The following is a 12,748-nucleotide window of genomic DNA, read 5'->3' as shown; positions in this document are numbered from 1 at the left end:
CCCTGATTAATCATTACGTTTAGCGTAATCGTTCAGTCATAAGCTTTATTGATAGCCCCATACCGCCACTGATATGGTCGTTTCCAGAAACCTGCAAAAGGTTCACTTACAAGGAGACGAGACATATGCATTGGCTATCCATTGCCGTATTAGGAGGCATGTTCGTACTGGCGACCGCCCTACCCATCAATATGGGGCTGATTGCTTTTGTAGGCGCTTTTCTGGTGGGTACGCTGGTGGCGGGCATGGGCGCCAAGGAAATCATGGGCGGCTTTCCGGCTGACCTGTTTCTAACACTGGCCGGTATTACCTATTTGTTCGCGCTGGCTCAAAACAATGGCACGATCAACTGGCTGGTCAGCATGGCCGTGCGAGCCGTGCGTGGCCGCATCGCCGCCATTCCCTGGATCATGTTTCTGATCACGGCCGCATTGACCGCTGTGGGTGCCGTCAGCCCGGCCGCCGTTGCCATCATTGCCCCGATTGCGCTGGGCTTTGCCCGCCAGTACGGCATCAACCCGCTCTTGATGGGTTTGCTGGTGATTCATGGCGCCCAAGGGGGCGGCTTCTCCCCCATCAGTATTTACGGTGGCATCACCAACCGTGTGGTCAGCGCCGCCGGTTTGCCCTTGAATGAAATGGCCACCATGATGGCCAGCCTGAGCATCAACCTGGCCGTGTCCATTTTGCTATTCGTGTGGATGGGCGGTTTGAAGCTGATGCGTCAGAAAGTGGACTTAAGTTCGGCTGACGTAAACGTTGCCCGCGTGGCCCATGGCTCGGGTGGTCCGCAAGTGTTTGGCGACGCTGAAGCCGAAGCCTTTGGTGAAGAGCGCAAGACCGCCCGGAAAAGCCCCGATGCCCTGGTCGAAGCCGGTAATGGTGCCAACGAGGCCCCCCACTGGTATCGCGTTCTTACCTTGGTCGGCCTGTTCATCCTGGCCGTGCTGACTTTGTTTTTCAAACAGGATATTGGCTTTACCTCGATCACCATCGGTCTGGTACTGACCTTGATGGCCCCCAATCTGCAAAAACGCGCACTGGGCCAAGTGTCCTGGCCTGAAATCATGCTGATTGTGGGTGTCAGCACCTATGTGGGCGTGATGGAATCCATGGGCACGATTGATTTTGTCGGCCATAGTGTTGCCCAGCTGACCTCTCCCTTGATGGCGGCCTTGCTGCTGCTTTTTGTGGGCGCGGTCGTGTCGGCGTTTGCCTCCTCCACCGCCGTGCTGGGTTCGCTGATTCCGCTGGCGGTGCCCTTTCTGCAAGGCGATGGCGGCGTGGGGCCGGTGGGCTTTATTGCGGCTATGGCCGTATCCTCCACCATTGTGGACGTCAGCCCCTTCTCCACCAATGGCGCACTGGTACTGGCCAATGCCCAGGGAGTGTCGCGTGATGCCTTCTTCCGTCAGCTATTGCTGTACGGTGCTGCCGTCACGGTTATTGCCCCGGTCGTCGTCTGGCTGCTGTTTGTGGTGCTCTAAAACTCCCGGCGAAGCAGAAATCCAGCTGGCCCCGGCACTTTGCTAGCCGGGGCCTTTTTGATGGGAATTCTGACCTCATCAACCGGCAGTTAACACTCTCTGGTCCAACTCCATAGACCATAAGATTTGCGAGTGGCGTGGAATGCCTGCAAGGCATATTCCCTCCTGCCTCATCCCGGCGTTCAGCCCTCAGCCCGGAACCGACAAGACTCATTCCCGCCCGAGTCTCACCAGCTCATCGCCCCGCCTCCCTCTCAACCGCGTTTTCCCTATGGAAAACGCCAAAACAGCTATGGCGCCGCATTAATTTCTGAATAAAGCCTTGAAAGCTGGAAATTCCCAACACCGAAATGAGAATGATTGCTATTATTCTGCCGTTGTTTCAAGCCTGATGCCCTCTTCCCCTCTCTGTCACCAAGAACTTGCTTACTGAAAAGCGAAGCTTGCGTGATGAGCGCAGCGTACAAGAATAGCGGACTCAATCCGTCACCTACCGTTGCCAAACAAGCACGGCTTTTCTCGGTTTAATGATCATCAATCCAGCATCCGGAGACGGTGTTGTAGTAGGAGGCGCGTCAGCGTGAAAGAGTCATTTCGCCAATGTATGGCATGGCTGCATACCTGGGTCGGTCTGGTGGTGGGCTGGATCCTGTTTTTCGTCTTCGTCACCGGCACGGCTGGCTATGTGGACGATGAAATCACTCGCTGGATGGAGCCGGAGCGCCCCTTGCCCATGCAAGTCCTGCCCGAGCAATCCAGCCAGATGCTGGATCAGGCCCTGGCGCAGTTGCAAGCGCATGCCCCGGCAGAGTCCAAAGCCTGGACCATTACCCTGCCGCATCAAGCCCTGAACCCGCGTGCCACGCAAGGGCTGTCCATCGCCTGGGAAGAAATGCCCCAGCCCGGTCAACGTGGCCGTCGCGGGGGAGAAGAACTGGACCCTGTCACCGGCCAGATTCAGCCGGAAGTGGAACCCCGCGCAACTGCTGGTGGCACCGGCCTGTACCGCATGCATTACGCCTTGCACTACCTCCCCTATCCGGTCGCTATCTGGCTGGTGGGTATCTGTACCATGCTGATGCTGCTGGCCGTGATTACGGGCGTGGTAACTCACAAGAAAATCTTTACCGACTTCTTCACCTTCAGACCCGGCAAGGGCCAGCGTTCCTGGCTGGACGCACACAATATCGTCAGCGTCATGTCCCTGCCCTTTTTCCTGATGATTACCTATACGGGCCTGATTTTTTTCATGTCCATCTACATGCCGACCGGACGAGAAGTCATGTACGGCGCGACAGAAGAAGGACGGCAGGCTTACTTCCAGGATATTCGTCAGCAAAAACGCGACTTCCTGCCCGTGAGCATGCCGCAGGCTCCCCTGGGCGAGATGATGCACAGCGCAGAACAAGCCTGGGGCAAGAACAGCATTGCCTCGGTGCAGATTACCCATCCGGCAGATAGCCAAGCCTATGTAGAACTGCGTCGCACCGGCGTCACGGGCGTGTACTGGACCCGTGCCGAGACCCTGCGCTTTAACGCCTCTGATGGCAGCCTCATGGAGCCGGAGGACAATAGCAATGTCACCGGAGACACTCACCGCGTATTGCTGGCCTTGCACGAAGGAGTGTTTGCCGAATGGTGGTTGCGCTGGCTGTACTTTATTTCAGGCTTGCTGGGCTGCGCCGTCATTGGGACAGGTCTGGTGCTGTGGACGGTAAAGCGTCGTACCCAGCATCAAAAACGCAAGGCCAAAGCCGCCCCGCTTAGCGCATCCGAGCGTTTTGATGCCGCTGGCCTGCGTTTAGTAGAAATCCTGAATGCCGGAACTCTGGCCGGTTTGCCCTTGGGACTGGCGGCCTACTTCTGGGCCAACCGCCTTTTGCCTGTGAATATGGCCGACCGCGCCGCCTGGGAGTTTCATGCTCTGTTCCTGGTCTGGGGCTGGTCCTTCCTGTATGCCTCCTGGCGACCATTAAAACGCGCCTGGCTGGAACTGTTGTACCTGACCGCCGCCGCCTACGCCTTGATTCCTGTCCTGAACCTGCTGACGACCGACCGCCACCTGGGTGTCACCGTCATCCATGGTGACTGGGGCCTGGCAGGCTTTGACCTGACCATGTTTGGCCTGGCCGCTATCTTTGTCTATATCGCCATCAAAATGAAACGCAAATGGCACATTGCCAGCCTGCCTAAAAAAGCCGCTGCCCCGGCCAGCTTGCAAACTGCGGGAGTGAACGGATGAGTGGACTGACTTCCCGCTACCGCCTGCAAGTGCTGTCGCGCATTGTGGCGGCCACTGTCGGCGGTTACGCCCTGGCAGCCGCCGCTACGGTGTTGCTGACCTTGCTCTGGCCTCTGCCTAAAGCCCAGGCAGTTCTGGCAGCGAATATGTTGAGCTTTGTCTGGTACACCATCGCCGTGATGTGGGTGTTCAGCACCAAAAGTGCCACTCGCGCTTGGGTGGGTATGGTTCTACCGACGGCCTTGATCGCCTTGCTGAGCGTTCTGTTGATGCCTGCAGGAGTGCTGCCATGATTAATACCAGTCTGTGGCTGAATCTGGCCGTTTTTATCATCAGCCTGGTGGGCTTTATCTGCCTGGCTTTGGCCAGTGATCGCCAGGGGGAATTCCTGCTGCATCGCATGCCCAGCGAGAAGGAAAGGCGGATCTTTCGTCTGCTCGGCTGGCCCTTGCTGGCTGTGGCTTTAGCTCTATGCTGGCAAGGCTGGGGCTGGAGCATGGGCACCGTTGCCTGGCTGGGTTGGCTGACCATGGCCGGTGCCGGGTTGACCTTTTACTTGCCCTGGTGGCCTTGGCAGGAAAAGAAACCTGTGCGGGCCAAACCTGCACCAGTTGCGAAGGCAGCGCCTAAAGCGGTTGGAGCGGACAACACTGCATCGACATCAAATGACGCTGTAGCTGGGAAAAATGGAGTGGCGGCGGCAAATTCAAGCGCTGCTTCAACTAGCGCTGGGGCTACACGTACAGAGCCAACTCACGCTGGAGTGGCGCCTACAGCATCACGGTTTTCCACACGCAGCCTGGTTTTTGCCAGCGGCCTTTTGGCCATCCCTGCCGCCTTCATGATTTATCTGGCGCAACAAGGCCCCGAGCCTGTATTTGGCCACCATGCCCTGCAAGGCCAGATTGGCCCCTGGTCGTTTGCTCTGGCTGAGACGAATAACAAAGCCCCCATCAGCGGGCCCACCGGCGCTCATCGCAAAGCATTTCAGATTCGCTTTTGCCAGGCCTGCGACCCACATATACGCCGCGCCTATCTGCACGTGAGCAAGCCCGAGCCTATGCCTGCGCCCCGCCAAGCTTTCAGCAACACGCGCTGGACACGAGCGGTAGAAATCGTCATTCCGCCCAATAGCGAACTGGAACATCAACTATGGCTAACCGTGGAAGCCAAGAGTGGAGAGATCTACCATCAGGCTTTTGATTTCCACCAGGTATCCCCGATGACGGCGGCATTCATCCAGCAACAGCCGTAAGCGCGACCCGAATAGAAAGGGCCAAGATTGAACCGCCCCCCGAGTGTTGAACAACAATTCAAGCTTTGGTGGGCCATTCAAATCCCGGCCCTTTTTTATTCCTGGGCAACGCGGGTTCCTTGATGAAACACCATCTGCCAACGCCCCTGACTCTGCTTCCAGATGGAGCTGCGCAAGGACTGCTGCGGCTTTTCATCACCTGATACCTCACACACATAAGTCGCCAGGACTACATCCTCTGACAGGATGGTCAGCTTGAAGTTGCTGAGGTGGCGCTGCACAAAATCCTGTTCAGGCAGATCGCCTAGCACTTCTGCTCTACCCCACGCCGCGCCTCTGGCTCCGAACTCTACAAACTCGTCGGCCAGTAAAGCGCCAAGCGCCGCCACATCCTGACGAGTGGCACGCTCAAACAGGCGCTCTTCAAGAGACAGGATCAAGGATTCAAGGGAATGAGGCACGTGAATGTGGGGGACTTGGGAGTGATATTCAGCGTCAGAATCGTCAACACAATTCTTCATAAACCAGACAAAATCCTACACCTGACACAAGCCGCCACGCCACCGATATTTCTCACATTTACTATAAAAAAACACCTCCCTAAACAAAGGAAAATTTTTGACAGTTGTTTTCCTTTCAAGCACTTAGCGCTTCCCGCTTATCGCTAGAATCCAGCCGTGTTAAATGACTAACAGGACAATATCATGTCTTTATTAAAACGATGCACCGCAGAAACGCTGGGCACTTTCTGGCTGGTCTTTGGAGGCTGCGGGAGTGCGATCTTTGCCGCTGCCTACCCTGAACTGGGGATTGGTTTTGCCGGGGTAGCCCTGGCCTTTGGTCTGACTTTGCTGACCATGTGCTATGCCATCGGCAATATCTCTGGTTGTCACATCAACCCGGCTGTCACGCTGGGCCTGGTCGCTGGGGGACGCTTCCCCGCTCGTGATGCCATTCCCTACATCATTGCCCAGGTTATCGGCGGTCTGCTGGCCGGCGGTGTTCTGTACCTGATCGCCAGCGGCAAAACCGGCTTCGATCCCGTGGCAGGTTTCGCCTCCAACGGCTTTGGCGAGCACTCGCCCGACAACTACAGCCGCAACGCAGCCCTGATCGCAGAAATTGTGCTGACCGCCTTCTTCCTGTTCATCATCATGGGCGCAACCCACAAGCGTGGTCACGCTGGCCTGGCAGGCGTAGCCATTGGTCTGGCACTGACTTTGATTCACCTGATCAGCATCCCTATCACCAACACTTCCGTGAACCCTGCGCGTTCTACTGGCGTGGCCTTCTTCCAGGGCACTTGGGCCATGGAGCAGCTGTGGCTGTTCTGGGTCGCTCCCTTGATTGGTGGTGTGATCGGCGCTCTGGTGTATCGCTTTCTGCACAGCAACGACGAATAAGCTGCACTGACTCCTGCTGACAGAATCATTGAGCCGCATCGGCTTGGACGGGCTATGTGCCCGATTCAAGACGATGCGGCTCAATGCTATTTATGGACCCCAATTGTCACCCTGCAAAGCACCAGGCTTGTCGCGCTTCTGTAGTAGGATTTACACCCTGCCCCAAGCAAAGAGGCAGTACGCGCTGCACCTGGCGACTCAACCCAGACTCATACGCTTATCAACGCCCGCAAACCCGGAGAACCTCATGAAAAAAGCATTGAATACCGGCCTGATCGCTTTAGGACTGAGCTTGATGGCAAGCGCCTCTTCCGTTCAGGCAGCCGACTGCGACAGCATGAGCAATCAAAATGCCATGAACCAGTGCTTTAGCAACGAGTACAAGAACTCGGACGCCGAACTGAACAAGCTCTACAAGGAAATCAGCCATCGTCTGAAAGATGATGCCGATACCCTCAAAGCCTTGCGCAACGCCCAACGGGCCTGGATCAGCTTCAGGGATGCAGAATGCGACTTTGCAGCGATCAACACCGAGGGCGGCAGCATTCACTCCATGCTGATCACCACATGCCGGAATGAATTGACCCAGGCCCGTATCAAGAACTTCAACACCTACCTGTCCTGCGAAGAAGGCGATATGAGCTGCCCGGTTCCACCGGCCATGTAATGACATGCCCGACACCAAACACCCATCCACGCGCGATTTGAACGACCTTTACTACTTTGTACAGGTCGTGGACCACGGAGGATTTGCACCGGCCGGACGGGCTTTGGGCATCCCGAAATCCAAGCTAAGCCGACGCATCACCTTTCTGGAAGAATCCCTGGGTGTGCGTCTGATTCAGCGCTCCAGCCGCCATTTCAGCGTCACGGAAATTGGCCAGATGTACTACCAGCGCTGTGTAGCCATGCTGGTGGAGGCCGACTCCGCTCAGGACATCATCGAGCGCCATCGCAGCGAGCCGCAAGGCTCAGTACGCATCAGCTGCCCCCTGGCTTTGCTGGACTACGGCGTCAATGAATTGCTGGCCCGCTATATGGCGGCCTATCCGCAGGTCAAGCTGGAAGTGGAAAGCACCAACCGCCGCGTGGACGTGATTCGCGAAGGCTTTGATGTGGCCTTGCGCGTCCGCTTCCCTCCTTTGGAAGACAGCGGTCTGGTGATGAAAGTCCTGGGCGAGAGCACACAGTATCTGGTTGCCAGCCCAGCCCTGATCGAACGCATGGGTGGGCTGCCCAAGCTGGACCAGTTAGGTAGCTGGCCCGCCTTGAGCGACGAGCATCTGCAGCGCAATCCCACCTGGCAACTGCAAACCGCAGAAAACACCCTGATGGAAGTGCCCTACCAACCCCGTCTGGTCTGCGACGACCGCATGACTTTGCTGCAATCAGCCTTGCAGGGAATTGGCGTCGTTCAGATGCCGGCCATGCTGATCGCTCCGTACATGCAGGACGGCAGACTGGTGGATGTGGCCCCCGGCTGGAACCCCCGCTCCGGCGTGGTACATGCCGTCTTTCCTTCACGCCGAGGCCTGGTGCCTGCGGTACGCGCTCTGCTGGATTTTCTGGGCCAGGAGTTCGTCACTATTTTGCATACGCCCGCCCCCTGAATCCCTGCTGCAAATTACCCAAAGCCAGCCGCCACTCAGTCGTTCTAATTATGGAACGCTGATGGCCATATTCTTGTCTATTCAAGCCATCGTTGCACTCCTATAGTCTCTTCATCGAACTATTCATGATGGGGAGTGCATCGACATGAACGCCAAAATGGCCGCGGCCACTGCCGCTATTCTCTGGGGCTTTACCTACATTCTGACCACGACCTGGTTGCCACCTAATCCCTTGTTCCTGGCTGCTGTCCGGGCGCTGGGAGGCGCCATCGTCCTGCTGGCATTGGTACGCAGCCTGCCGCCCCGTGCCTGGTGGGGGCGCCTGGCCGTGCTGGGCACCCTGAACACCGGCCTGTTCTTTGGTCTGTTCTTTATCGCTGCCACCCGTCTGCCCGGTGGCGTGGCCGCCATCTTCCAGGCGCTGGCACCACTGGCCACCATCTTTATAGCCTGGGGCATTTTGCGTGCTCACCCCGCCCTAACGCGGATTGGAGCCGTTCTATTGGGTGCACTGGGCGTGGCGCTGGTTGTCCTGTCCAGCAACGCCACTCTGGATCTGATCGGCATTGCCGCCGCTTTGGGCAGCATGTTGTCCATTGCGATGGGCGGGGTCTTGATGAACAAATGGGGGGCGCCACCTATCCCTTTGCTGGGCTTTACCGGCTGGCAGCTCTTGATTGCCGGTGTGGAACTGAGTGTGGTTGTGCTGCTGACGCAGGACATTCCAAGCCAGCTTATCCCTGTGCATTGGCTGGGCCTGTTCCTGCTGGCAACTGTACTAACGGCTGGTCCCTTCGCGCTATGGTTCAGTGCCATCAAGCAACTGGGCGCCGTCACTGTTGCCCCCTTCATGCTGCTGGTGCCTGTGACCGCTTTTATTCTGGACGCGCTGATCAAGGGCATCTGGCCCACCACGCTGCAACTGGTGGGAGTGGCACTGGTCATGGGTGGACTGGTCTTGAGCCAGCAAACACTGGCCGTCGCACGCTCCACGCTGGAAGCATCTGTCCACAAGCCCTGAACGCCCCACCCAAGGAGGAGGCATCATGAACCACCTCATACAAGAATTACTGCGTTCACGAGTGTATTTTGTACTGGCTACTCTGCTCCTGACCTACATTTTCTGGTGGAGCGGTGTGAACAAGGTTTGGGACTTCAGCGCTGCAAAAAAGGAAATGGCCCACTTCGGACTGGAGCCCCAGGCTTTATTCGCCGTGCTGACTATCACAGTTCAATTGCTGGGCAGTTGGCTGATTATCAGCGCGAGTCGTCTGGCCTGGTTGGGGGCGCTGATGCTGAGTGTCTTTATCTTGCAAAAACGGCAGACATGGTTTGATGTCTGCCGTTTTCCTTTACAGGGCCGGTTCGGGCTGATCAGGGTCGCGCTGTATATCAAAACCAGCGGCCCGCCAGGCTTCCAATCCGCCTTCCAAAGGGCGCACCCGACTATAGCCACTTTGCAGCAAGCGTTTGGACACTAAGGCTGCGGACACCTCATTGGGGCAATCGCAATACACAATAATTTCCCCGTCGGTAATCAAATTCAGCGTGGCCTCACCCAAAGCCAGGCTGATCGCCCCCGGAATACGTCCTTGCGCCTGCATCAGGGTCGACCGCACATCCACAATCGTGGGGGGCGTGTCCGAGGACAGCATCTGCTGCAACTCCTGCACGCTGACACGCTCCATGCACAAGGATTTCATGAAGCGATGGCGCTGCCACCACTTTCTGGCAATGAACACGCCCAAAGCCAGTGCCAGCAGGATTCCGCCCACCACACCCAGGCTGATCAGCACATTCAACAGTTCATCCACCGCCGAGCTGAACAAGGAACCCAAAAATACGGCAGAGCCCGCCCAAACCGCAGCTCCGATAATGTCGTAAAAAAGGAAGCTTCTTCTGGGTGTGCCCACCGTACCGGCCAACACACTGGCAATGGAAGCAAAGCCGGGTATGAACTTGGCCACCATCAAGGACGGTGCCCCCCAACGCATATAAATGGATTCGGTCTGCCGAATACAGGAGTCCGGCGACAGTGAAATTTTGCACAGCAAAGCCAGCAACTTGCCACCATAGCGTCGCCCAGCCAGATACCAGCCGTAATCCGCAATCATCGCGCCCAGCACGGCAAAACCCAGCAAGCCCCACAGGCTGTAACCACCGGACTCGTGCAAGGCACCCGTTACCACCAACACCGGATAGGCCGGCACCGGCGCCCCTGCCTGCTCCACCAGGACATTGAAAAACACGATCAACAGACCGTGTTGCTCGATAAGTTGCAGAATCGATTCGACCATATTGCGAGGTACAAAAATTGCCAGACAGCCGATATTGTAGGCTGGTGTCGGCCGATTTCTGTTTCAACGCTAAAGCATTACGGCATAGCTTCCATGCAAAAAACACGGCCCCTTTCAAGGGCATCTGGCCAGACTCGACGCCGCCACTTTCATCACGCCCCTGCACTATCCCCGAGGCTGGCTCTGCAGCCACAAAACCCCTCAACAAACAAGAACTAGTCTCATTAAAAGCCTACAGGTTAACGCTAGTAGTCATCGCTTTTTACCTGTCTATACAATAGCGGCGTCAATAACGGTTCAGGTGAGAGTCTTCACTTTGATGAAGCGCCGACGGAGCAACGACCCCGGAATCTCTCAGGCAAAAGAATCCTGAACCTTTGACCATCTGGAGAGAGGCACACCCGTGCCCACCGAAGGGGACCATCGCGAACCGATGGATAAGCTCTCAGGTAAACGGACAGAGGGGGTACAGAGGCCATATGGCCTGTGTTCACCTATTCGTCCGGAGCCTATTTATGAGCAGATAGTCAGGCGCCTTTTCTGGCCGCCTGGCATACCACACCCCTATTCCCATTTTTATTCGCACACAGGTCTGTTTTGACATTTCATGTCGTCAGAACAAGGAGGACTGCTGTGCGCTCCTCAGCTTATTTAGATCGGCATCAAGAAAACCGTCCTTGAGGACGGGTTGTGCCCTTTGTTTTCTCGCAGCACAGTCATAATTACGCATTTGAACGAAAAAAAATTAGGAGAACAGTGTGTCTCAGCAACATTCATCTGGACTGCAGCGCTCGTTGAAAAACCGGCACCTGCAACTGATAGCAATTGGAGGCGCTATCGGTACAGGGCTATTTATGGGATCAGGCCGCACCATTAGCCTGGCCGGACCCTCGGTCTTGTTTACCTACATGATCATTGGGTTCTTTTTATTCTTTGTGATGCGGGCGATGGGGGAATTGCTCCTGCATAACCTGGAATACAAATCTTTTGTGGATTTCTCCGCCGATATTCTCGGGCCCACCATGGGTTACTTTCTGGGCTGGAGTTATTGGTTCTGCTGGGTGGTGATTGGTATTGCGGATATTGTCGCCATTACCGGCTATACCCAGTTCTGGTGGCCGGACATTCCGCTCTGGTTACCCGGCCTGGCGTGTATCGCCTTCTTGCTGATCTTCAACCTGCTGTCGGCCAAATTGTTTGGGGAGCTGGAGTTCTGGTTCGCCCTGGTCAAGATCATCGCTATTGTGGCCCTGATTGGTGTGGGTGCTTACCTGCTGTTTACCGGCTTTGTCGGCCCGACCGGCGAAAAAGCCAGCCTGACCCACTTGTGGGATCGCGGCGGCATGTTCCCCAATGGCCTGCATGGTTTCTTTGCGGCCTTCCAGATCGCCATCTTTGCCTTCGTGGGGATCGAGCTGGTGGGTACGGCCTCGGCTGAAACGGCTGACCCTGCCAAGAACCTGCCCAAAGCCATCAACAAGATTCCCGTTCGCGTGATTGTGTTCTACGTGCTGGCCCTGACCGCCATCATGACCGTCACCCCCTGGGACATTGTGGCGCCCAACAAGAGCCCGTTTGTAAACATGTTCTTGCTGATTGGCGTGGGTGCAGCGGCTGCCATCATCAACTTTGTGGTGCTGACCTCGGCCCTGTCGTCGGCCAATAGTGGCATGTTCTCGACCGGCCGCATGCTGTACGGTCTGTCCAAGAACAAGCTGGCTCCAGAGGCATTCAGCCAGTTGTCGCGTAACGGCACTCCCCGTAATGGTCTGATCTATTCTTGCGCCCTTTTGCTGTCCAGCCTGTTCCTGCTTTACGCAGAAGGCGACGTAATGCGTGTGTTCACCATTGTGACCACCGTGGCCAGCATCTGCTTTATCTTTGTCTGGGCCGTGATTCTGATCACCTACCTGAAGTACCGTCGCATTCGTCCTGAGGCCCATGCCGCATCGAGCTACAAAATGCCCTTTGCGATTCCCATGTGCTACCTGACCCTGGCGTTCTTTGCCTTTGCGCTGTACCTGTTCAGCCAGGAAGAAGAAACCCTGATCGGCCTGATGGCTACGCCATTCTGGTTCCTGGCCTTGTTCATCTGCCTGCCTTTCTACAAGAAACGCATGAAGCAAGATCTGGCCCTGGGTCTGGCCGCGCAAAACATGCGCTAAGTTGTTGAAGTACACGGCACGGCTCTACCCGGAGCCGTGCTGATGCAGTCGGGTCTGGCCACGTTCTACACAACTTGGCTGGCACACACTGGCAACACTCCACCTTGCTGTACCTGGACAGCAGATCTGGAACGAGGCTGGAGCCCGGCAGCAAAAAGCCACCCGAACGGGTGGCTTTTTTCATGCTCATTGTCGCCCCGAAAATCTGGCTTTCACCTTCAGGCCCAGCACGATTTCCCAAGAAAATCACCCTTATTTACGCCTTATTACCCTTAATTATTAAACTCAA

General features: G+C 56.3%; 11 protein-coding genes, 1 pseudogene and 1 riboswitch. Of the genes and pseudogenes, 10 read left to right on the top strand and 2 right to left on the bottom strand.

The genetic code is table 11. From position 1 onward, the window contains the following. The first annotated feature begins 125 nt into the window (after nt 1–125). The 4 genes from NBV64_RS07265 to NBV64_RS07250 all read left to right on the top strand — a co-directional run bounded on the left by NBV64_RS07265 (nt 126) and on the right by NBV64_RS07250 (nt 4,984). The gene (locus tag NBV64_RS07265; RefSeq protein WP_009461047.1) at nt 126–1,487 is read left to right on the top strand and encodes an SLC13 family permease; all 1,362 of its coding nucleotides are present in this window, start codon (nt 126–128) and stop codon (nt 1,485–1,487) included. A 580-nt stretch (nt 1,488–2,067) separates the two neighbouring features. Beyond that, entirely contained in the window at nt 2,068–3,729 is a 1,662-nt protein-coding gene (locus NBV64_RS07260) for a PepSY-associated TM helix domain-containing protein (protein WP_250756980.1), read from the top strand. Then, nucleotides 3,726–4,022 carry a DUF3649 domain-containing protein gene (locus tag NBV64_RS07255; RefSeq protein WP_060186954.1) on the top strand — a complete coding sequence of 99 codons (297 nt, stop codon included), beginning with the start codon at nt 3,726–3,728 and terminating at the stop codon, nt 4,020–4,022. Before NBV64_RS07260 ends, NBV64_RS07255 begins: the two co-directional genes overlap by 4 nt. After that, nucleotides 4,019–4,984: a DUF3325 domain-containing protein gene (locus NBV64_RS07250; RefSeq protein WP_250756979.1), complete on the top strand. Its 966-nt coding sequence runs from the start codon at nt 4,019–4,021 to the stop codon at nt 4,982–4,984. The genes NBV64_RS07255 and NBV64_RS07250 overlap by 4 nt, the downstream gene beginning before the upstream one ends. A 95-nt stretch (nt 4,985–5,079) precedes the next feature. On the opposite strand, the gene NBV64_RS07245 is transcribed toward NBV64_RS07250, so the two are convergent. After that, nucleotides 5,080–5,505 (bottom strand): nuclear transport factor 2 family protein, encoded by a 426-nt coding sequence (locus NBV64_RS07245; protein WP_250756978.1) that lies wholly within the window; start codon nt 5,503–5,505, stop codon nt 5,080–5,082. Between the two features lie 183 nt (nt 5,506–5,688). On the opposite strand from NBV64_RS07245, the gene aqpZ reads away from it, so the two are divergent. From aqpZ to NBV64_RS07220, 5 genes and pseudogenes are all read left to right on the top strand, one after another. Further along, nucleotides 5,689–6,387, top strand: coding sequence for an aquaporin Z (aqpZ, locus tag NBV64_RS07240; protein WP_250756977.1), 699 nt, complete (start codon nt 5,689–5,691; stop codon nt 6,385–6,387). A 247-nt stretch (nt 6,388–6,634) separates the two neighbouring features. Beyond that, nucleotides 6,635–7,054 carry a lysozyme inhibitor LprI family protein gene (locus NBV64_RS07235; protein WP_081055479.1) on the top strand — a complete coding sequence of 140 codons (420 nt, stop codon included), beginning with the start codon at nt 6,635–6,637 and terminating at the stop codon, nt 7,052–7,054. A 4-nt stretch (nt 7,055–7,058) separates the two neighbouring features. Further along, nucleotides 7,059–7,997: a LysR substrate-binding domain-containing protein gene (locus tag NBV64_RS07230; protein WP_009458441.1), complete on the top strand. Its 939-nt coding sequence runs from the start codon at nt 7,059–7,061 to the stop codon at nt 7,995–7,997. Nucleotides 7,998–8,142: 145 nt separating this feature from the next. Next, nucleotides 8,143–9,018 (top strand): DMT family transporter, encoded by an 876-nt coding sequence (locus NBV64_RS07225; RefSeq protein WP_009458440.1) that lies wholly within the window; start codon nt 8,143–8,145, stop codon nt 9,016–9,018. Between the two features lie 25 nt (nt 9,019–9,043). Then, nucleotides 9,044–9,298: pseudogene (locus tag NBV64_RS07220) on the top strand (DoxX family protein); the annotation flags it as partial. Between the two features lie 51 nt (nt 9,299–9,349). Here NBV64_RS07220 and NBV64_RS07215 read toward each other — a convergent pair. Continuing rightward, nucleotides 9,350–10,294: a rhodanese-like domain-containing protein gene (locus NBV64_RS07215; protein ID WP_250756976.1), complete on the bottom strand. Its 945-nt coding sequence runs from the start codon at nt 10,292–10,294 to the stop codon at nt 9,350–9,352. A 290-nt stretch (nt 10,295–10,584) separates the two neighbouring features. Beyond that, nucleotides 10,585–10,674: riboswitch (glycine riboswitch) on the top strand. 378 nt (nt 10,675–11,052) lie between these two features. Between NBV64_RS07215 and NBV64_RS07210 the strand changes: the two genes are divergently transcribed. Continuing rightward, a complete protein-coding gene (locus NBV64_RS07210) occupies nt 11,053–12,459 on the top strand; it encodes an amino acid permease (RefSeq protein ID WP_031232286.1) in 1,407 nt (468 codons plus the stop codon). Nucleotides 12,460–12,748: the final 289 nt, after the last annotated feature.

It is taken from the genome of Alcaligenes sp. DN25, from assembly GCF_023674485.1.
Lineage (GTDB): Bacteria > Pseudomonadota > Gammaproteobacteria > Burkholderiales > Burkholderiaceae_B > Alcaligenes > Alcaligenes phenolicus.
Note: the sequence above shows the minus strand (reverse complement) of the source record. Positions and strands in the feature narration are given on the sequence as shown.

What these genes read in the sequence shown, in the direction of transcription:
- NBV64_RS07235 (WP_081055479.1), top strand. Translation starts at nt 6,635, where the DNA reads ATGAAAAAAGCATTGAATACCGGCCTGATCGCTTTAGGACTGAGCTTG.
- NBV64_RS07245 (WP_250756978.1), bottom strand. Translation starts at nt 5,505, where the DNA reads ATGAAGAATTGTGTTGACGATTCTGACGCTGAATATCACTCCCAAGTC.
- NBV64_RS07225 (WP_009458440.1), top strand. Translation starts at nt 8,143, where the DNA reads ATGAACGCCAAAATGGCCGCGGCCACTGCCGCTATTCTCTGGGGCTTT.
- NBV64_RS07255 (WP_060186954.1), top strand. Translation starts at nt 3,726, where the DNA reads ATGAGTGGACTGACTTCCCGCTACCGCCTGCAAGTGCTGTCGCGCATT.
- NBV64_RS07230 (WP_009458441.1), top strand. Translation starts at nt 7,059, where the DNA reads ATGCCCGACACCAAACACCCATCCACGCGCGATTTGAACGACCTTTAC.
- aqpZ (WP_250756977.1), top strand. Translation starts at nt 5,689, where the DNA reads ATGTCTTTATTAAAACGATGCACCGCAGAAACGCTGGGCACTTTCTGG.
- NBV64_RS07250 (WP_250756979.1), top strand. Translation starts at nt 4,019, where the DNA reads ATGATTAATACCAGTCTGTGGCTGAATCTGGCCGTTTTTATCATCAGC.
- NBV64_RS07265 (WP_009461047.1), top strand. Translation starts at nt 126, where the DNA reads ATGCATTGGCTATCCATTGCCGTATTAGGAGGCATGTTCGTACTGGCG.
- NBV64_RS07215 (WP_250756976.1), bottom strand. Translation starts at nt 10,294, where the DNA reads ATGGTCGAATCGATTCTGCAACTTATCGAGCAACACGGTCTGTTGATC.